The organism is Rahnella victoriana (genome assembly GCF_021276285.1).
Taxonomy (GTDB): domain Bacteria; phylum Pseudomonadota; class Gammaproteobacteria; order Enterobacterales; family Enterobacteriaceae; genus Rahnella; species Rahnella victoriana.
The window spans coordinates 3,743,393-3,761,264 of record NZ_CP089919.1 but is presented as its reverse complement, the minus strand read 5'-3'; the positions used below and the strand labels follow the sequence as shown (position 1 = coordinate 3,761,264).

At 49.6% G+C, this 17,872-nt stretch carries 24 protein-coding genes; 10 read left to right on the top strand and 14 right to left on the bottom strand.

Annotated features, from left to right (window positions below):
• Positions 1-532: 532 nt before the first annotated feature.
• The 7 genes from tcyN to J9880_RS17440 all read right to left on the bottom strand — a co-directional run bounded on the left by tcyN (position 533) and on the right by J9880_RS17440 (position 7,343).
• Positions 533-1,285 (bottom strand): L-cystine ABC transporter ATP-binding protein TcyN, encoded by a 753-nt coding sequence (gene tcyN / locus J9880_RS17470; protein ID WP_015697534.1) that lies wholly within the window; start codon positions 1,283-1,285, stop codon positions 533-535.
• Positions 1,282-1,950 (bottom strand): cystine ABC transporter permease, encoded by a 669-nt coding sequence (gene tcyL, locus J9880_RS17465; RefSeq protein WP_095922215.1) that lies wholly within the window; start codon positions 1,948-1,950, stop codon positions 1,282-1,284. The genes tcyN and tcyL overlap by 4 nt, the downstream gene beginning before the upstream one ends.
• Positions 1,951-2,115: 165 nt before the next feature.
• Positions 2,116-2,916 carry a cystine ABC transporter substrate-binding protein gene (gene tcyJ, locus J9880_RS17460; protein ID WP_095922216.1) on the bottom strand — a complete coding sequence of 267 codons (801 nt, stop codon included), beginning with the start codon at positions 2,914-2,916 and terminating at the stop codon, positions 2,116-2,118.
• Positions 2,917-3,051: 135 nt separating this feature from the next.
• Entirely contained in the window at positions 3,052-4,062 is a 1,011-nt protein-coding gene (locus J9880_RS17455; RefSeq protein ID WP_095922217.1) for a D-cysteine desulfhydrase, read from the bottom strand.
• Between the two features lie 187 nt (positions 4,063-4,249).
• Positions 4,250-4,756 carry a flagella biosynthesis regulatory protein FliZ gene (fliZ, locus tag J9880_RS17450; protein WP_095922218.1) on the bottom strand — a complete coding sequence of 169 codons (507 nt, stop codon included), beginning with the start codon at positions 4,754-4,756 and terminating at the stop codon, positions 4,250-4,252.
• 54 nt (positions 4,757-4,810) lie between these two features.
• A complete protein-coding gene (locus J9880_RS17445) occupies positions 4,811-5,533 on the bottom strand; it encodes an RNA polymerase sigma factor FliA (protein ID WP_095922219.1) in 723 nt (240 codons plus the stop codon).
• Positions 5,534-5,840: 307 nt separating this feature from the next.
• Positions 5,841-7,343 (bottom strand): flagellin N-terminal helical domain-containing protein, encoded by a 1,503-nt coding sequence (locus tag J9880_RS17440; RefSeq protein WP_131694373.1) that lies wholly within the window; start codon positions 7,341-7,343, stop codon positions 5,841-5,843.
• A gap of 253 nt (positions 7,344-7,596) precedes the next feature.
• Between J9880_RS17440 and fliD the strand changes: the two genes are divergently transcribed.
• The 5 genes from fliD to J9880_RS17415 all read left to right on the top strand — a co-directional run bounded on the left by fliD (position 7,597) and on the right by J9880_RS17415 (position 11,181).
• Positions 7,597-9,024 (top strand): flagellar filament capping protein FliD, encoded by a 1,428-nt coding sequence (gene fliD / locus J9880_RS17435; RefSeq protein WP_131694372.1) that lies wholly within the window; start codon positions 7,597-7,599, stop codon positions 9,022-9,024.
• A gap of 13 nt (positions 9,025-9,037) precedes the next feature.
• On the top strand, positions 9,038-9,475 hold the full coding sequence (gene fliS / locus J9880_RS17430) for a flagellar export chaperone FliS (protein WP_131694371.1): 438 nt from the start codon (positions 9,038-9,040) through the stop codon (positions 9,473-9,475).
• Entirely contained in the window at positions 9,450-9,812 is a 363-nt protein-coding gene (gene fliT / locus J9880_RS17425) for a flagella biosynthesis regulatory protein FliT (RefSeq protein ID WP_095922223.1), read from the top strand. Before fliS ends, fliT begins: the two co-directional genes overlap by 26 nt.
• 392 nt (positions 9,813-10,204) lie before the next feature.
• The gene (locus J9880_RS17420; protein WP_229921048.1) at positions 10,205-10,885 is read left to right on the top strand and encodes a helix-turn-helix transcriptional regulator; all 681 of its coding nucleotides are present in this window, start codon (positions 10,205-10,207) and stop codon (positions 10,883-10,885) included.
• Between the two features lie 119 nt (positions 10,886-11,004).
• The gene (locus tag J9880_RS17415) at positions 11,005-11,181 is read left to right on the top strand and encodes a GhoT/OrtT family toxin (protein WP_095922224.1); all 177 of its coding nucleotides are present in this window, start codon (positions 11,005-11,007) and stop codon (positions 11,179-11,181) included.
• 65 nt (positions 11,182-11,246) lie between these two features.
• Here the strand turns inward: J9880_RS17415 and J9880_RS17410 are convergent, their stop codons facing one another.
• A complete protein-coding gene (locus J9880_RS17410) occupies positions 11,247-11,405 on the bottom strand; it encodes a YqaE/Pmp3 family membrane protein (protein WP_015690040.1) in 159 nt (52 codons plus the stop codon).
• 71 nt (positions 11,406-11,476) lie between these two features.
• Positions 11,477-11,731: a hypothetical protein gene (locus J9880_RS17405; RefSeq protein ID WP_095922225.1), complete on the bottom strand. Its 255-nt coding sequence runs from the start codon at positions 11,729-11,731 to the stop codon at positions 11,477-11,479.
• A gap of 129 nt (positions 11,732-11,860) precedes the next feature.
• Here J9880_RS17405 and J9880_RS17400 point away from each other — a divergent pair, with 129 nt between their 5' ends.
• Both J9880_RS17400 and J9880_RS17395 read left to right on the top strand, forming a co-directional pair.
• A complete protein-coding gene (locus J9880_RS17400) occupies positions 11,861-12,316 on the top strand; it encodes a DUF4186 domain-containing protein (RefSeq protein ID WP_095922226.1) in 456 nt (151 codons plus the stop codon).
• A 237-nt stretch (positions 12,317-12,553) separates the two neighbouring features.
• Positions 12,554-12,829 (top strand): hypothetical protein, encoded by a 276-nt coding sequence (locus J9880_RS17395; protein ID WP_095922227.1) that lies wholly within the window; start codon positions 12,554-12,556, stop codon positions 12,827-12,829.
• Positions 12,830-12,902: 73 nt separating this feature from the next.
• Here J9880_RS17395 and J9880_RS17390 read toward each other — a convergent pair whose 3' ends face one another.
• Positions 12,903-13,172: a hypothetical protein gene (locus J9880_RS17390; RefSeq protein WP_095922228.1), complete on the bottom strand. Its 270-nt coding sequence runs from the start codon at positions 13,170-13,172 to the stop codon at positions 12,903-12,905.
• A gap of 130 nt (positions 13,173-13,302) precedes the next feature.
• Between J9880_RS17390 and J9880_RS17385 the strand changes: the two genes are divergently transcribed.
• Positions 13,303-13,503, top strand: coding sequence for a DUF7736 domain-containing protein (locus tag J9880_RS17385; protein ID WP_232769668.1), 201 nt, complete (start codon positions 13,303-13,305; stop codon positions 13,501-13,503).
• Between the two features lie 73 nt (positions 13,504-13,576).
• On the opposite strand, the gene J9880_RS17380 is transcribed toward J9880_RS17385, so the two are convergent.
• Positions 13,577-13,750: a hypothetical protein gene (locus tag J9880_RS17380; protein WP_162928640.1), complete on the bottom strand. Its 174-nt coding sequence runs from the start codon at positions 13,748-13,750 to the stop codon at positions 13,577-13,579.
• A 330-nt stretch (positions 13,751-14,080) separates the two neighbouring features.
• Between J9880_RS17380 and J9880_RS17375 the strand changes: the two genes are divergently transcribed.
• Entirely contained in the window at positions 14,081-14,545 is a 465-nt protein-coding gene (locus J9880_RS17375; protein ID WP_095922230.1) for a GNAT family N-acetyltransferase, read from the top strand.
• Between the two features lie 82 nt (positions 14,546-14,627).
• Here the strand turns inward: J9880_RS17375 and J9880_RS17370 are convergent, their stop codons facing one another.
• From J9880_RS17370 to J9880_RS17360, 3 genes are all read right to left on the bottom strand, one after another.
• The gene (locus tag J9880_RS17370) at positions 14,628-14,867 is read right to left on the bottom strand and encodes a hypothetical protein (protein WP_095922231.1); all 240 of its coding nucleotides are present in this window, start codon (positions 14,865-14,867) and stop codon (positions 14,628-14,630) included.
• 145 nt (positions 14,868-15,012) lie between these two features.
• Positions 15,013-15,918, bottom strand: coding sequence for a bestrophin family protein (locus tag J9880_RS17365; RefSeq protein WP_095922232.1), 906 nt, complete (start codon positions 15,916-15,918; stop codon positions 15,013-15,015).
• Between the two features lie 283 nt (positions 15,919-16,201).
• On the bottom strand, positions 16,202-16,474 hold the full coding sequence (locus J9880_RS17360; protein ID WP_232769667.1) for a hypothetical protein: 273 nt from the start codon (positions 16,472-16,474) through the stop codon (positions 16,202-16,204).
• Between the two features lie 200 nt (positions 16,475-16,674).
• Here J9880_RS17360 and J9880_RS17355 point away from each other — a divergent pair, with 200 nt between their 5' ends.
• Positions 16,675-17,823: an acyltransferase family protein gene (locus J9880_RS17355; RefSeq protein ID WP_232769666.1), complete on the top strand. Its 1,149-nt coding sequence runs from the start codon at positions 16,675-16,677 to the stop codon at positions 17,821-17,823.
• Positions 17,824-17,872 lie beyond the last annotated feature (49 nt).

The following is a 17,872-nucleotide window of genomic DNA, read 5'->3' as shown; positions in this document are numbered from 1 at the left end:
TATTAATTTTGCATTAATACCCCACCCCAACCCTCCCCTTCGCAGGGGAGGGAGCAGCACGTGACGTTCTTAAGTTTTGCTTTTTGCTCCACCCCTGCGAAGGGGAGCTGTCCGTGACGTTCTTAGGTTTTGCTTTTTGCTCCTCCCCCTGCGAAGGGGGAGGTTGGGAGGGGGTTTTAAGGGCTGACACCTGGTCAAAGCATACTTCAACTTACTGTTTTTGCATTAATACCCCACCCCAACCCTCCCCTTCGCAGGGGAGGGAGCAGCACGTGACGTTCTTAAGTTTTGCTTTTTGCTCCACCCCTGCGAAGGGGAGCTGTCCGTGACGTTCTTAGGTTTTGCTTTTTGCTCCTCCCCCTGCGAAGGGGGAGGTTGGGAGGGGGTTTTAAGGGCTGACACCTGGTCAAAGCATACTTCAACTTACTGATTTTGCATTAATACCCCACCCCAACCCTCCCCTTCGCAGGGGAGGGAGCAGACCGGATCGCTTGCAGATTTTTTTGTTTCACTTCGCAGAAAGGGACAGAAATCAATGCGCTAAAAACTTCTCCAGAAACTGTTTCGTCCTCGCATGTTGCGGATTTGAAAACAGCTCTTTCGCCGGTCCCTGCTCGACAATTTTGCCCTGATCCATAAAGATCGCGCGATCTGCCACGTCACGGGCGAAACTCATTTCGTGGGTCACAATCACCATCGTGCGGTGCTCAAGTGCCAGTGCGCGGATAGTGTTGAGCACTTCGCCGACCAGTTCCGGATCCAGCGCGGACGTGGGTTCGTCAAACAAAATCACTTCAGGGTTCATTGCCAGTGCGCGGGCGATGGCGACACGCTGTTGCTGACCGCCGGAAAGACGGCGCGGATAGGCGTTTTCTTTGCCATTTAATCCGACCTTTTCCAGTAACTGACGCGCCGTGGCGATGGCCTTTTCTTTCGGCTCGCCCTTCACAATCACCGGCCCTTCAATGATATTTTCCAGCACGGAACGGTGCGGGAACAGGTTGAAGTTTTGGAAAACGAAACCCACCTGCTTGCGCAGTTCGCGGACGTTGTTCTTCTGCTTGCTGATCGGTTTGCTGGCGTCAATTTCGATGTTGCCGACTTTGATGGTGCCGCCGTCCGGCTCTTCCAGCAGGTTGATGCTGCGCAGTAAGGTGGTTTTACCCGAGCCGCTCGGCCCGATGATCGCCACCACTTCGCCGGAATTGACCTGCAAATCTATACCGTGCAGCACCGTCTGTCCGTGGAATTTTTTTGTCAGTTGCTTAACGTCAATGGTACTCATGAAGGCTCCTGATCCTGACGGTTAACGCGGTCTTCCAGACGGTTTTGCAGGAAGGATAAAACGGTCGCCAGCACCCAGTAGATAATAGAGGCCGCGAGATACATGGTGAACACTTCCAGCGTACGCGACGTCACAAGCTGTGCCTGACGGAACAGTTCCGGCACCTGAATGGTGGCCGCCAGCGAGGTATCTTTCACCAGCCCGATGAAACTGTTACCCAGCGGAGGCAGCGCGGTGCGGGCTGCCTGCGGTAAAATCACGCGACGCAGGGTCTGCCACGGGTTCATGCCGATACTGGCGGCGGCTTCCCACTGCCCTTTTTCGATGGACGAAATCGCCGCACGCAGGGTTTCAGAGGTGTAGGCCGCGGTGTTCAGCGAAAGACCAATCATCGCTGCGGGGATAGGATCCAGCTCGATGCCAAACTGTGGCAAACCGTAGTAGATCATAAACAGCTGGGCGATCAGCGGCGTGCCACGGAAAACGGAGACGTAAAAACGCGATATCCATGACAGCGGCCAGAAATGCGAAAGGCGCATCAGCGCCAGCACAAAGCCCAGGATCAGACCGAACACCATCCCGCCCAGACTGAGCTGGAGCGTAAACAGTGTCCCTTTCAATAAAAATGGTGCTGAATCCAGCACCAGTTGAATACTTTCTTGCATCTAAGACCTTTAGATTTTCTGGATCTTTAAGATATTCACATATGCTCTAAATAAATGAACTTGCATCAAGGCAGCAAGTGCGCGAGTCCCGATGGGCTTACACAGGTAAGTGATTCGGGCGAGCAAGCGCAGCTAACGCCGGGGCAAGTTCAGTTATGACGAGCATTATTTTGTGACGTCAGCACCAAACCACTTTTCAGAGATTTTGGCGAGCGAGCCATCTTTCTGCATTTCAGCAATCGCTTTGTTGATCGCGGCCAGCAGTTCCGGGTTGTCTTTACGAATTGCCACGCCAGATTCCAGACGGGAGAACGGTGCACCCGCCACGGCTAAGGTATCACCGGTTTTCTTCACCAGATCCAGCGCCGCCAGACGGTCAACCAGAATCGCGTTGATACGGCCTACGCGCAGATCCTGATATTTAGTCGGGTCATCATCATAAGTACGGATGTCGACGCCCTGCACGTTTTCACGCAGCCATTGCTCGTAGTTACTGCCCAGACCCACACCGACTTTTTTGCCTTTCAGATCTTCAGGTTTGGTGATGGTGCCTTCCTGACCTTTTTTGGTCAGCGCCTGAATACCGGAAACGGTGTACGGGGTGGAGAAATCGTATTTTTTCGCACGCTCAGGGGAGATGGTCACCTGATTGATCACCACATCAATGCGTTTGGATTCCAGCGACGCCAGCATGCCATCCCATTTGGTCGGTTGCAGTTTCGCTTTCACGCCCATGTGCTGCGCCAGCGCATCAGCGAATTCCACTTCGAAACCGGTCAGCTTGCCGTCTTCACCCTGGAAACTGAACGGAGGATACGTCCCTTCCAGCCCGACGATCAGCGTGCCGCGATCTTTAACTTTTTTCAGTAACCCTTCATCAGCAAACGTATTGCTGACCATGCCTGCCGTCAGCGTGACCGCAACAGCACCCAGAAGTAAACGACGACGCAGTGTAGAAAAACCCATATTCACCTCAGTTATTGTTAGTTATAGAACGTTATATCCCCTACGAATTTGCGCACAGTAGCACCCGCCGCGCCAGTTATCAGGAATATAATTCTATAATCTTAGCTCAAAAAAGCATAAGCATAGTGTGAGCCATTAAACGTGCGGATGATACGCAAACAGTGCCGGGGCACCGCCGGTATGAATGAACAGGATCGGGCCTTCATCCGGGAATAATCCGCGTTCGATGCCATCCAGCAACCCCGCCATCGCCTTGCCGGTGTACACCGGATCCAGCAACATCGCTTCCTGTTCCGCCAGCAGTTTCACCGCCGCCATGCCCGCGTCATTCGGTTCACCGTAGCGCGGCGCAAAATAGTCATCCCATAAAATCACCGGCGGCACTTTCTCATCGAGCTGGAGTGCGCTGGCCACTTCTTTCGCAATGGCCTCCACTTTCGGACGCTGATCGCCTGCGCTGCGTGACACTGTCACGCCGATCAGTTGCGTGTCCGGCATTAAGTGACGTAAGGCGACCGCCAGACCGGCGTGAGTACCGGCACTGCCCGATGCCACCACCACGGCGCTGAAATCGACAAAACTGGCGGAAGATTGCTCGGCAATTTCCAGCGCGCACTGCACGTAACCCAGTGCGCCCAGGGCATTGGAGCCGCCCACCGGCACCACGTACGGACGGAAACCCTGTGCTTCCAGACGTTCGGCCTGCTCTGCCAGCTGCGCCATCGGATCATGCAGGGCATCGCACATCACCACGTCCACATTAAATAAATCCAGCAGCAGGCGGTTACCGTTGGTCAGGTAATTAGCCTCGGTGGTGCCGATCGGGTTTTCCAGCAGCGCCACACATTTCAGGCCCAGTTTGGCCGCCACGGCAGCGGTCTGGCGAACATGGTTTGACTGGATAGCGCCCGCCGTCACCAGCGTATCGGCCCCTTCTGCCAGCGCGGCAGCGGCGAGATATTCCAGTTTGCGCAGCTTATTGCCGCCCATCGCCAGCGGCGTGATGTCATCGCGTTTGATGTAGATATCCCGTCCGACGGTTTCCGAAAGACGGTGCAGTTTTTCTAATGGCGTGGCGCTGCCTAATAAATCGAGACGATCAAAGGCTTCCAGCCGGGTTTTAAGCAAAGAAATTTTAGCAGGCACAATGTTCCCCTGACGCACAGCACAGGGCCGTACGAAGTCGTTATCGTTAAAGTAGGTATAATTTCAGAGACGGGTTATTAAGTAAGTATATAAAGAATTTATAGAAACTGCGGAGAGATTCAAGACAAAAAACAGGCCCCCGGAGGAGCCTGTTTGCGTTTTGTGTGTCAGTCTGTAAGAGCGCCGCTTACGCGGATTTCTGCCAGGCCAGATACTGATCGTATTTGCGCAGGGCAATACGGTAGTTGTCGTGGCCCGCCACCGGCAAATCACTGATGATCCGCTGGTGGATACTGTCCCCGGAAAGCTTATCCAGAGGATAGTTATTGGCAGAGAGAATTTCATCCAGACGGCGGAGGCGGACAACGTACTCGCGCACCGTGCTGTGATTCATTTCCGTCTGCTCAAACAGGTATTGCTTAAACGCCATGATGTCAAAATATGACGAATGGCTGTTACAGCTTATCTCACTGCAAAAACGACACAGTGCGGTCAGTTCCTGCGACAGGTTGTGCCACACGTCATCATCAATAGGCTGATCCATCTTGGCGATGGCCTCTTTATTGATGATTTGCCCGCGAAACACCAGTGCCATCCTGTCGAGTTCTTTCGCACACTGTGAGCAATGAGTCTGACTGTGTTTAAAATCTTTAAGATAACGGCTTAAAGGCCTTGTTTTGATTCCCGCTGGCATAAATTTATTCCTGATAAGGGATATAAAATGTATAACCGGCCAGGAAAAAGCGGATCAGTGGTCGTTTGCCAGGCGTGTTCGCAAACGCTTAATCGCCTGACTGTGGAGCTGGCTTACACGGGATTCCCCGACATCCAGCACCGCCCCGATCTCTTTTAAATTCAACTCTTCCTGGTAGTAAAGCGTAAGTACCATCTTTTCCCGTTCTGGTAACGCATCGATAGCTTCCATCACCCGGTGGCGCAGATTGCCCTCCAACAGATGATGTAACGGGTTGGCCTCTTCGTGCCCTTCCATCAATGCCTCGGCAGTATCGCCGTGCTCTTCGCGCCATTCGTCATAAGAAAACAACTGGCTGCTGTTCGTATCCATTAATATCTGCCGGTATTCCTCGATGGGAATATCCAGCGCCTGCGCCACCTCTCCTTCACTCGGCGGTCGCCCTAATTTCTGTTCTGCGTTATGCATCGCCTGGGACACTTCACGCGCATTGCGTCTGACGCTGCGCGGCACCCAGTCGCGGCTACGCAACTCATCAAGCATTGCGCCACGAATGCGCTGAACGGCATAGGTCGTAAACGCCGTCCCCTGCATCGCATCAAAACGCTCAACCGCATTTAACAGGCCGATCCCGCCCGCTTGCAGTAGATCATCAAGCTCTACGCTGGCGGGAAGCCGCACCTGCAAACGCAGGGCTTCATGGCGCACGAGCGGAACATAGCGCTGCCACAAAGAATTTTTGTCTATCACGCCGTCGGCGGTATACAGATCGCTCACTGTCGTAACCTGGCAAATTGAGGGTCAGTATCATTTTGCCAGCGTTAAGCCCTGTTCAATCGGCTGAATAAGGCCAGAAAAGCGCGGTTATTTTGATTATGTCTCGCACATTCTGTTCCGGGACACCTGCGGACAACGCGAAAACGATTGCACAAAAAACCATCACAACATAAAGATTATCCTAAATTATACCAGCGAATGCGTTTCATTAATTGCAGAGAAAGGTAAATTTTGGTTAAAAAAAACCCCGCCGGAGCGGGGTTTGAGCTGTATGTAACCTGATTGCTTATATTGTCGGCAAAGACAATTATTGCAGCAGGGACAGAACAGACTGAGGAACCTGGTTTGCTTTGGAGAGTACAGAAGTACCCGCCTGCTGCAGGATCTGTGCTTTAGACATGGCAGAAACTTCAGTTGCGTAGTCAGCATCCTGAATACGGCTCTGTGCAGACTGCAGGTTGGTGGTGGTGTTCGCCAGGTTAGTGATAGCAGAATCGAAACGGTTCTGAATCGCACCCAGTGAAGAACGGAAATCATCAACCTTGCTGATTGCTGCGTCGATAGCTTCCAGCGGATCAGTAGTCTTTGCCGTTGGAACAGCTGTCAGAGTGTCTTTAGACAAATCAGCACCTGACAAATCTGCGCTTTTATACACTTTTGCATCCGAACCAGTACCAACAGTAACAACTTCAGTTTTACCGTCTAAACCACCTAATTCAACTTTAGCAGTCTGAGAAGTGCCAGTAGAATCTTTATAAGTTGCGGTTTTAACAGATACGTCACCAGTAGTTGCGTCTACATTTGCTGCATACAACTTACCATCGGTACCTTTCAGAGCATAAACGCCGGTATCTTTACCGTCTGCGTCCTGAAGTTTGTAAAGTGCCGCCCCGGTAATAGAAGCGGTGTTAGTGTCTGTACCGATAGAAACGGTAGCACCAGTAGCAGGAGCTGTGCTGTCTTCAACTGCTGCAGTAGCAGCGGTAATCGTTGTATTACCTGCACCTGGAGTCGCACCAATTGTTCCAAGTGTTGCAACACGAGCTGTACCTGCCGTGGCGTTTGCGGCTAGGGCTACTGAATAAACACCATCATCTGAGGTAGTACCCGTTACTGTGGCAAAAACATTCCCAGCGTCGTCTTTAGACAAGGTGTAAGAATTGGTGCCAGTGGTTGCAAAAGCAGCAACACTCGTGGCAATTGCAGCATCATTAATTGCCACTGTAGAGCCAGCGGTACCCAATGTAGTAATAGCTGTACCGGTAGTCAAAGTGGTTGGACTTTGGACGCTGAAGCCGCTCAGGCCTAAAGTTGATGAGTCAATTTTCTGCAGGTCGATATCGATAGTCTGGCCGTCGTTTGCGCCAACCTGGATAGACATAGTCTGGTTGGAAGCCAGTACTTTCACGCCGTTGAACTGAGTCTGACCCGATACACGGTCGATTTCAGACAGACGGGAGGTGATTTCGTCCTGGATTGATTTCAGGTCGGAATCAGAGTTGGTGCCGTTAGCAGCCTGAACAGACAGCTCACGAACACGCTGTAAGTTGTTGTTGATTTCGCTCAGTGAACCTTCAGTGGTCTGCGCAACGGAGATACCGTCGTTGGCGTTACGTGAAGCCTGAGTCAGACCATTGATGTTTGAAGTGAAGCGGTTAGCAATCGCCTGACCAGCAGCGTCATCTTTTGCGCTGTTGATACGCAGACCGGAGGACAGACGCTCGATAGCGGTGCTCAGTGCGGACTGGGATTTGTTCAGGTTGTTCTGAGTCATCAGAGACAGCGTGTTGGTATTGATAACTTGAGCCATGAGTGTATTCCTTCAAATCTGGTTAAGGGTTCGGGCTTATTGCCCACGGCGTTCATCACCGTCCAAACTTGTATCGGCGCTACACCCGCAACCTTTAGAATTATTTCTCAAAAAAGATCGATTTCTTACTTTGAGAATTACCCTTCCTTATACCGCCTATTCAGCCCATTACTTTTTGTTGCGATCTATTAAACTTTTTCTCCGTCGTGCCGATAGGGCTTAAAGACTCTTATACAACTTGTAAAGGATACATATGGCCACTGTCTCTTCATTAGGTATCGGCTCAGGCTTAGATTTATCCACCTTGCTGGATAACCTGACCACCGCAGAAAAAGCGCGTTTAACCCCGATCACTACAGCGCAAACCAGCTACAGCGCGAAGCTGACTGCTTATGGAACTTTGCAAAGTTCACTGCAGACATTTGCTGACGCCACTTCCGCCCTAAATAGCGCAGATGTTTACGCATCAACAACAGCAACCTCCAGCAACACGTCCGCATTTACTGCAACGACGGCGGCTGGCGCGGCATCAGGCAAATATACGGTAAACGTTACGCAACTGGCGCAGGCGCAAGTTTTGGTTTCCGGAACAGCGACTGATAGCAGTAGCGCGCTGGGCGAAACATCGACGTCAGGGACTCGCACCCTTTCCATCACTCAGGGCGATGGCAAGCCGGTCACGATTTCTCTGACCGATGCCCAGACGTCATTAGCCGGGATGCGCGATGCTATTAATGGCGCAGACGCCGGTGTAACCGCCAGCATTTTAAAAGTGTCCGACGGCAGCTATCAGCTGATCGTGTCTGCTGACGATACCGGAACAGATTCGCAAATGACCCTGAGCGTCACCGGCGATGACACGCTGAACGCGTTCATTGGTTATGATTCTGCAACCAACACAGGCGGCATGACGCAGAACGCTGAGGCGAAAAATGCTGAACTCAGCGTAAATGGCATTGCTCTTGAACGTCAGAGCAATGAAGTGACCGATGCTCCAGAAGGGGTGACGCTAAATCTGCTGGCAACCACTGACAGCGCCGCGACGCTGACTGTGAAGAAAGACACCAGCGATGCCAGCACCAAGATCCAGGCATTTGTGACCGCGTATAATGCATTGCAAACCACCTTCACAAATCTTACCAAATATACCGCGGTAGACAGTAACACCGACACACAAGACACCAGTAATGGCGCTCTGTTAGGTGACAGTGCCTTACGCACGATTCAGTCAAAGCTTAAGACTGCTGTAACCTCAGCATTTAATTCCAATGGAATTAGCTCACTCGCAAGCATTGGGATCACAACGGATCCTGATACGGGTAATCTTGAAGTCGACAGCGATAAACTCGATACAGCGCTGAGTAATAGCACCAGCGATGTTAAAACCATGCTGTTGGGTGATGGTAAAACAACCGGGGTTATCACAGGAATTAATAATCTCAACGTCACTTTCCTCGATACCGATAGCGGCACCATTGCGACAGCAAAAACAGCCGTTAATACCACACTGAAAAGCCTGACCGAGCAATACAACAAGGTCAACGACAGTATTAACACCACTATTGCCCGTTATAAAACGCAGTTCACAGCACTTGATGTGGCTATACAAAAGCTCAACAGCACCGCGGATTATCTGACGCAGCAGTTCGATGCAATGACAACTTCAAGTTCTAGTTCGTAAGGATAGCAAGCCCATGTATAACCCTAAAGGAACCGACGCCTACGCACAGGTAGGCCTGGAGAGTGGCGTGATGAGCGCCTCTCCGTATCAGCTGGTGACCATGTTATTTGACGGGGCGCGCAGCGCCCTGATCCGCGCACGTATTTTTATCCAACAGGGCAGTATTGCTGAGAAAGGCAAATCCCTGTCTATGGCGATCAACATTATCGACAGCGGATTAAAAGCGGGCCTGAGCCGTGAGAAAGGCGATCCTGAATTAGTGGATAACCTCGAGGCGCTCTACGCCTATATGGTCCGTCGTTTATTGCATGCCAATTTACACAACGATCAAGAGGCCATCACTGAGGTGCTGGCCTTGCTTGAAAACATCGCCGATGCCTGGCGGCAAATCGGCCCAAACTACCACCCGTCGCAGGACCAAAATAATGGATCAACATCAGTTTCTGGTTAATGAATATCAACTGATCCTGTCTTTAAGCGAGCAGATGTTGCGGCTGGCGAAAGAAGAAAAATGGGATGAGCTGGTTGAGCTCGAAGTCAGTTACGTGAAAGCAGTAGAAGCTACCACCCGTTTACCGATGTCAGAACAGACATCGATAATGATTCAGAATGATGTCCGCCGCTATTTGCGTATTATTCTGGAGAATGAGAACACCATTAAAACGTTATTACAGACGCGGATGAATAAACTCACCGAGCTGATTGGTCAGTCGTCCCGACAACAACAAGTGAATACGACTTACGGAAAAATTGACCTCCGTTCGATTGCCTTTGGTGATCGCCAATAATTATTAAGACTCTGTTTGTTAGACTTTTTTTCAATATTTCTTGTGCATATATAAGGTTTCAGGGGCAGAGAGCATCTGGCTACCAGAGCTGGTTCTCTCTGTCTTCTTCCGTGACTTACGCGTATTATCAGGCAACCTGTTTGTAATAGCATAAGCGGGAAATTTTATATCAGGCAGCAAACAACACGTTGCAGTCGTCTTTTTCGGGCATCATCAACATGGTTCGTAAAATAAAAGTGACGCCAGGGATAGGAACCATTTCACTGCTTATTCAGCATAGTGAACTTTTTATTCATGATGTTTATATCGATAAGCCACAATTGGTTCTCGTCCAGAATGGAAGCCTTTCAATTACTTTCCAGGAACAGCAGGTCACCCTGCAGGCTGGCGAAATGCTCGTGCTTAATAGCGGACAAACGCTGAGCCTGACGCACCATTTGTCTGAAAACGGCCCTTTCAGTTGCGCCATCATGGCCTGGGATCACCAGTTGCTGAGCGACGCCGGGCTGCATGCCACCGGCTTTAGCCCGCCGCTGATCACCGTTGATAACTTTCAGGTCATCCCGCATATTCCCGGCGCATTTAAGCAAAGTTTTACCGATACCCACAGCGCCATCCTCTGGCATCACGGCCTGCCCGCGCCCATTACCCGCCATCGCATGCTTGAACAATTACTCTGGTTATCCCAGCTTGGCGTGCGCTATTCCCTGCAGCACAGCGAGAGCGTCACCCAGCGCGTGCGTGAATTATTAATCAATAATTTGCATAAATCTTTTACCGCCGCAGAAGTCGCCGAACAGCTGATGATGAATGAAGTGATGCTGCGCAGACGGCTGGCGTCCGAGGATTGTGTACTGCGAAACCTGATGATTGACGTGCGGATGACCCATGCCCTGCGGTTGTTGCAATGCACCGATCTGGCGATTTCACATATCGCGCATCAGGTGGGTTATGAAAGTGGCTCACGTTTTGCCGAGCGTTTCCGGAAACGTTTTGGATTCGCCCCGACCGCCATCCGCGGGCATTTGCGCCCGCTTTCTGCGCCGGCACCCAGCACAAGCGATGAGATATAACAATTCCCGCCGAAATGCCACAATACAAAACCTTGAGTAACATCACACAATAATTGATTACCAGATGTTAACGGAATATCATACGCGCCAAAGAATAATCTGATGGTCAGGGGTTGGTTGTGCACGTTTGGTGGGAAGTAATTAAGACGATTTATTGGGGTGGGCTGGGCATCGCCGCGCTGGTTACGCTGTTAGTGAGCCGCGATACGATTAAAATAAGACTGTTAACCTCCGGCATTATCGGATTTACCTGGCCGATGAGCCTGCCCGTGGTTCTGCTCTTCTCGCTTTTCTGATCCACACCGCCCTTTCCGGGCATAAAAAAACCCGGCTATCACCGGGTTTTGCGGTCGGGCTGTGCTTATTTGCGCGTCTGCACCCAGAAGCCGTGGATCAGGCCAGGCAGATAGCCACAAAGTGTCAGAATAATATTCAGTAAAAATGCGCCACCGAAACCGTTGCCGATCAGTACGCCTAATGGTGGTACCAGAATGGTAATCAATACTCTCCAGAATCCCATCGTCATTCTCCCTTTGGTTATCATTGTGTTAATGATAGTACGGCGAAACGACGGCGCACATCAGATGAACCTTAATTGATCAGTTCCAGCATCACCTCAACGTCACGTCGGGCTTTTTCCAGTATTTCAATATCGCCGCTGCGGTATTCGGCGTCCGTCAGCTGGTGGATCTGACGCATCTGCCATCTCACCTGATTCTTCTGTTCTTCCGTCATACTGCGGCACATCACGATGATAAAATTGCGCAGCATCATCTGTTGCATGGCAGTTTCTTCGGCGTGCTTGTTGACCGACATAACCAAATCTATAACATGTTTTTCTGCCATTGCGGATCCCTGTTGGGGTGAGAGCGTCAGTAAAGCCAGACTAGCACGGGCTGACGGGCGTTAAAGCCGACAATTGACGAGAGTAAAGCCGCTATTTCTGCGTCTAGAATGTGAACGGACACGACCACTATGCCTTCCAGCCCTGCCCCAAATTCTATCGATACCGTTTTTCAGCGTCTGGCCGCGTCACCCTTTCGCCAGCGTTTTCATCTCGGCGCAAAAGAATATGCCTATTGTCAGGATAAAGGGCCGGATGCGGTGACTCAGCATGCCGCTGATTTTATTGCCGCCCGCCTCGCCCCGGCTGAACCAGCAAATGACGGCAAACAGACGCCGATGCGCGGCCATCCGGTGTTTATCGCCCAGCACGCGACCGCCACCTGTTGCCGTGGCTGTCTGGAAAAATGGCACAAGATTGCGGCGCACACCGCCATGACACAGGTGCAGCAAGACTACGTAGCAGAAGTGATTTTGCACTGGCTGCATCAGGAAATGCAGCGCCCGGCACCGGCGGCTAAAGTGCGAAAACCTAAGAAAAAAACCGGTACAGAACCGGATGACGCACAACAGCTCAATCTGTTATAAGACGCACATCACAGTCGCTAAAAAATAAAGAGTGACAGTTATCACATATTTTCCGAATATACATACCCAGAACCGATCGTACTCTATAATTTTAGAGAAATAAGAATTTTGCCATGGGCATCATTCAGCCCGGCCTTTGTTGTCTTTCTTTTGCAGTCTTTCGAATGTGCTTTCCAGGTGAAACGAGTTTTACACTTGTTGTCAGGAACATTGCCCGTATTGGGAAAAGGAGGATGCATGTCTGAGTATCATTATTTACTGGTAGGTGGAAGTCGCAACGGACAACGGCATGTTGATCAGCAACATCAGTTTTCGTTGTGCTTTTGGGAAGAGGCAGCACAGAACGCAGAACGCGAGTTTTATGGTAAGCGTAACGAACGTTACAAAGTGAATCCGGAAAAAGGCGCAGACGGTAACTGGTATCTCGTGGGCTATTGTGGAAATTGTTCCAAAATAAAAGCCGACGAACTGACCACCCAGGCGCTGACGAAACATGTTAAACCCCTGATGTAACCAGATGGTGTTTCAAAGCCATTTAACCCCGCCCTTGTTGCGGGGTTTTTGCTTTCTGTCACCGGCAAATGGTTCAGGCGGCCATGCCCTGAATATTGCGGGCGAAGAACGCCACCGTTCCCCCTATCGTGAAATGCGCCTCGTGATGGCCCAGTCTTCCCAGCGGCGCGATGCGCACGATTTCCCCTTCAAACTCGCCGTCCTGGATCCGGGTGATGGCCACATCCAGCTGGTAACTGGCCGGATGCACACCCACCGGAAACGTCAGCAATTTGACACGGTCGCCGACCTGAAAGCGGGTGAGCAACGGCAGAGGTGCCTGTTCGAACAGATCCTGATCCATATGTGACTCCTTGTTTTCCAGTGAGATTCATTAGAGGATAGAATAAGTTGTCGCGTCCTGCCGCATACCGGCGTGAAGCACTTCTCTCTTTGCGCATTATTTTTCAAAAACAGATTAACGAGGACCCGCCGTGAAAAAATTAACGCCACAACAGTGCATCATCCTGACCGGATTTACCGGCATTCTGCATGGTGAATTTGAGTGGTTTCACGAGGATTTAGAAAAGCGGCTGGGCCGTGAAGTGCAGACCTCAGAGCTGGGGTACCCGGAATCTATGCAAGCGTGTCGCGATTTGTATGAAGAAGACTTCAACAGCCTGATGCCGGACTAAACAAGAAGGCCGGGCAAACACCCCGTGTTTACCCGGCCCGATGCGCAAGCCATTTACATTGATACGCAGAGCATCAGGGTTTCACAATGCCACGGATAAAATGCTCGTTCACCCTGATCACATTTCCCGTTTCCACATTAATGACCTGATATTGCACTGGTTTAACCTCATCCAGTACAGCGATAACTTCGAACAAACCTGGTGTAAAAGTAAGCGTGACAAAAACGCCAACAGGATAGACTGCCATAATTTTATCCTTTCAATCATGATCTTATAATTAACTTCCTTTACCTCATTCACGATCCTAACTTTTTCATTAATCACGGTAAGTGACTTCATTGTATCCTTCACCACTTTGAATGAATGTTAAAGAAAAGAAAGAGGGATAACGTATAAATTGCTGCAACAAGGTAAAATTCAGACAACTCTGACAGACGTTCGGCGAACATAATTAATTTTTACACTCTTCTTACCTCTGCAAGGCTTTCCGGGGCTTCCGTCACGCCGCAATGCCTTGTTTTCGGCCCAATTTCGGTTAAGAATACATGTCCATTTTGTTGCATTGAGAGCCCACGCTGTGAGTGCCCAGATTTTTGAAACCGATGCCACCCACCCGCATTTAACCCGACTTATTGCAGAGCTGGATGCTTATCAATACCCTCTTTATCCGCCGGAATCGTTTCAGGGGATTAATATCACTGAACTGGATGAAGGGGAGATCACCTGTTTTATGGCAAGGGTGGATGACGACTGGGCCGGTTGCGCCTGTCTGTATATTACCCGGCAGGGAATAGCTGAAATGAAACGGGTTTACGTGAACCCGGTGTTTCGCGGGCAAGGTATCGCATCCCTGCTGATCGAGGCAATGGAAAAGAAACTGAAAGCCTTAGGACACAACGAGCTGTTTCTGGAAACCGGCGTTTTTCAGGAAAAAGCCATCACGCTGTACGAAAAGCTGGGCTATTCCCGCACGCAGGCGTTCGGTGATTACCAGCAGTCGCCGGATCCCCTGAGTGTCTATATGATGAAATCGGTGAAATAATTGAAGAAAAGCGCCGTGAGGCGTGAGGCGGATATCTCCATAACGCTGCCCTGTGACAGGGTTATGGAGATGCAAAAAGCCGTTACATCAGTACGTTACTTTTTGTAGCAGAGAGGTCATTCGACGGAATAACCCATTTTTTCAGTGTGATCATAAAGAACTCTTTCCCCTTGGTGATTTTCGCACCCCGGTCACCACACTCCAGCGCAAGCTTAAAAAACTCATCACTGTTAATACTAAAAGCCAGTTCTACTTTTTTTACCATACCGGAATTCAGCAGGTCTTCGGCTTCGTGCAAGGATTTGGCCTGAATGACTGACATACATACCTCGTGATAACGGACGGAAGTTGTCTTTGCCCGAACAGGTTATTTCACTTTTGTTTCGATATTATGACAGTCTCGTGAAGCTTAGGAATATTGCCATCAGTGCGCGCAAAAAATCCTCAAACCGTGCAGAGGATCACACTTACGTCAGACGGAAATACGGATCCGGCATCGGCGTATCCGGCAGGTGTGTCTGGTTGTTCATCTCGCGCAGATTGATTTCGATATTGGTGCACATGGCATCCATGGGCAGATGGTTATTGGCATAACCGAACGGCATTTCCAGTTCTTCCGCCAGCGTATCAAGTGACAGAAAACTATAGGAAATAAAGCCGGACACCAGCAATGTCATGTAATGCAAATCCACCACCAGCGCAAACGGCAGCAGGCTGCAAAACAGGTATACCGTGCGGTGCAGCAACAGCCCGTAGGCAAACGGGATCGGCATACTGACAATTCGCTCGCAACCGCCCACCACCTGCGAAAGCTGCAATAACGTCGTGTCCATATGGGTATAAACAATATCCGACAACTCCCCCGTCCGGCGTTTTTCCGCCAGCCATTGTGACAGCCGCAACTGCACCATGTTGGTCGGTGCGCGGCGTGAAAGAATATCTTCCGCATCTTCGCCCAGCAGACGCTCCAGATCCGGACGCGGATCGCTGTGGCGCAACTGATGTTTTAGGCTGTAACAAAACGCCAGCAGTAAGGTCGTCACCCGCTGTGCTTCGCCCGGACACACGGCCATCACCTGACTTTGCAAGGTGCGGCAGGCAATCAGCAACCCGCCCCACAACTGCCGCGCTTCGGTGTAGCGTGAATAGGCCACACTGTTACGAAAGCCAAGGAAGATCGCGATAGACACACCGAGCAGGCTGAAAGGCGCGAGCGTCAGCTTAACGCCCAGCGTCTCATACCAGGGCAGGCTGAGAATGGCGGCAAGCGACATCAGTAAATTGAGGCTAAGACGGAACAGAATGCTGGGCAGGACAGAGCCATGCCAGGCGAACAAACGCAAGAACCAGTGACGTGGAGGACGGATTATCATTTTGTGCAGGTACTTTATGCAGGTGAAGCGATTTTTTTTGCGATTCTGGCAAATAAACCTGCACATGCAAAGGACAATTTTGTGACACCGGTAACATTTATTTTGAAATCCGTCGTTCTTTGTTACACGGACATATTCATCATATGAGGCTTAACTTTTTGAATACATAGAAGAACGAGTAAAAGCAGGTAAAATGTAGACGATTAACGCGAGCCGACATTCAAAGCAGGATAGTGAATGTAAGTTCGCGTTAATTTTTTGCCCCATCCATGCCCCATCCGCCTCACTCACTCTTCAGCATGAAGGTATCCAGGCTGTCATCGAACCTCATGATGTCCTTCTTCTGCCCCGCTATCGTCTGCAACAACTCCATTCCCTCACGAATAGACACTGGCCGCTCAATCACAAAGCCGAACCAGTCATCATAAGCCTGACCAAGCCAGCATCCTCCGCCATGCTCCTTGAGGCGCTTGAAGAACACGTACTTGCCCGGATCAATGCGGTTGCGAGTCTCGCCTCGATACACAACATCAAAGCCCAAATCCTTGCCGCCCATGTGCCACCTGACGAGCACTGTGTATGTATACAGTATAATCATGTGTTTCTATGATTGTGAAGTGCAAGATGGGAGTAAAGTGTTAGATGGCTGATCTGTCGGGCAATAAAAAACCCGACGGCGCCGGGGCGGAAAAGTAAGTTTTTCGTCAAAGATCTGTTAGAATTTACTTAACAGAATCTCATGGAATTAGCCAGACAATGAACAACGGAAAGATTTATTCTTTGCAATACCTTCGTGGTATCGCGTGTCTGTTAGTTGTTTTTTTTCACTTCACGCCATTTCTTCCAACATGGTTTAAGCCTATGTGGGCCAATGGCATGATTGGGGTGGACATATTTTTTATAATAAGTGGATTTATTATATATCACGCAACTAAGAAGAAGTCCGAATCAGAACCTAAAGTTTTTATAACTAAAAGGTTGTTCCGGATATACCCTGTATTCTTTACATTGTGGTTTGTAACCGCGCTTATTAACTTTGGAGAAAAACCTTTCTCTGAGGTCATCAGGGGGCTTTTCTTTCTGCATGTTAATTATAGTAATGCAGCTCCATCATTTGGTTTCAATATTATAGGTCCGGCATGGACTCTAACATATGAAATTTTCTTCTATGCTATATTTTGCCTGATGGCATTTATATCCCACAAGCACAGGGGGTTGTTGACTATAATAGCATTGCTAACCATCCCATTAGCTCTCCAATGGCATTACAATTCCACAATATCATTTAAGGTTAATGTCACAGCCAACATTGATACAAACAGCATATTAACACCTATCGTAAGGGTCTTAGGGTCTACTCTGTTATATGAATTTGCGTTAGGGATTTTTATTGCGTTTTTATTCGATAAAATAAAAATCAAGATAAGCAACCTAACTTGCATTTCATTTTTTGCAATAGGGATGATATGTTTTTCTTATCTTTTCATCACTATTACAAATCATACAAGTGGCGTAACTGGCCTTTTGCCTGTTGCATTGCTGTGCTTTATAAGCTTCTTAGCTTTAGACTTTGGAACATTAAAAGAATCAAAATATTTATCCTACATTGGGAATATTTCATATGCTTTATATTTGTCTCACTGGTGTGTCATTCGCACTTATCTAACATTTTTTCCAAAGGATTGGAACAATGTTGACTGGGTAATTAAGTTTGTGCCACTTTTGGCTTCAAGCTTCCTGCTAGCTATATTGCTTCATAAATTCATTGAGAAGCCGTGCATTAAGTTTGCAAGAAGTTTGTTATCCAGAGGTGGCATTTCAGACAACAAGCCAATCATTTTAAGCACGATGAAACCCCCCATCATTTCCGCAAATGATGAGGGCAAGAAAGCTATGCCTCTATAGATCCTCCTCGTTTCCATGTGCCTGGGGTGCCTGCCGTGACCTTCTATTA

Coding starts and splice junctions, on each gene's coding strand:
- tcyJ (WP_095922216.1), bottom strand. CDS start 2,916: ATGGGTTTTTCTACACTGCGTCGTCGTTTACTTCTGGGTGCTGTTGCG.
- fliZ (WP_095922218.1), bottom strand. CDS start 4,756: ATGCCAGCGGGAATCAAAACAAGGCCTTTAAGCCGTTATCTTAAAGAT.
- J9880_RS17365 (WP_095922232.1), bottom strand. CDS start 15,918: ATGATAATCCGTCCTCCACGTCACTGGTTCTTGCGTTTGTTCGCCTGG.
- J9880_RS17395 (WP_095922227.1), top strand. CDS start 12,554: ATGTCTGAGTATCATTATTTACTGGTAGGTGGAAGTCGCAACGGACAA.
- J9880_RS17405 (WP_095922225.1), bottom strand. CDS start 11,731: ATGGCAGAAAAACATGTTATAGATTTGGTTATGTCGGTCAACAAGCAC.
- fliT (WP_095922223.1), top strand. CDS start 9,450: ATGGATCAACATCAGTTTCTGGTTAATGAATATCAACTGATCCTGTCT.
- J9880_RS17390 (WP_095922228.1), bottom strand. CDS start 13,172: ATGGATCAGGATCTGTTCGAACAGGCACCTCTGCCGTTGCTCACCCGC.
- J9880_RS17360 (WP_232769667.1), bottom strand. CDS start 16,474: ATGGGCGGCAAGGATTTGGGCTTTGATGTTGTGTATCGAGGCGAGACT.
- J9880_RS17400 (WP_095922226.1), top strand. CDS start 11,861: ATGCCTTCCAGCCCTGCCCCAAATTCTATCGATACCGTTTTTCAGCGT.
- J9880_RS17355 (WP_232769666.1), top strand. CDS start 16,675: ATGAACAACGGAAAGATTTATTCTTTGCAATACCTTCGTGGTATCGCG.
- J9880_RS17370 (WP_095922231.1), bottom strand. CDS start 14,867: ATGTCAGTCATTCAGGCCAAATCCTTGCACGAAGCCGAAGACCTGCTG.
- tcyL (WP_095922215.1), bottom strand. CDS start 1,950: ATGCAAGAAAGTATTCAACTGGTGCTGGATTCAGCACCATTTTTATTG.
- J9880_RS17420 (WP_229921048.1), top strand. CDS start 10,205: ATGCTCGTGCTTAATAGCGGACAAACGCTGAGCCTGACGCACCATTTG.
- fliD (WP_131694372.1), top strand. CDS start 7,597: ATGGCCACTGTCTCTTCATTAGGTATCGGCTCAGGCTTAGATTTATCC.
- J9880_RS17410 (WP_015690040.1), bottom strand. CDS start 11,405: ATGGGATTCTGGAGAGTATTGATTACCATTCTGGTACCACCATTAGGC.
- tcyN (WP_015697534.1), bottom strand. CDS start 1,285: ATGAGTACCATTGACGTTAAGCAACTGACAAAAAAATTCCACGGACAG.
- J9880_RS17440 (WP_131694373.1), bottom strand. CDS start 7,343: ATGGCTCAAGTTATCAATACCAACACGCTGTCTCTGATGACTCAGAAC.
- J9880_RS17380 (WP_162928640.1), bottom strand. CDS start 13,750: ATGGCAGTCTATCCTGTTGGCGTTTTTGTCACGCTTACTTTTACACCA.
- fliS (WP_131694371.1), top strand. CDS start 9,038: ATGTATAACCCTAAAGGAACCGACGCCTACGCACAGGTAGGCCTGGAG.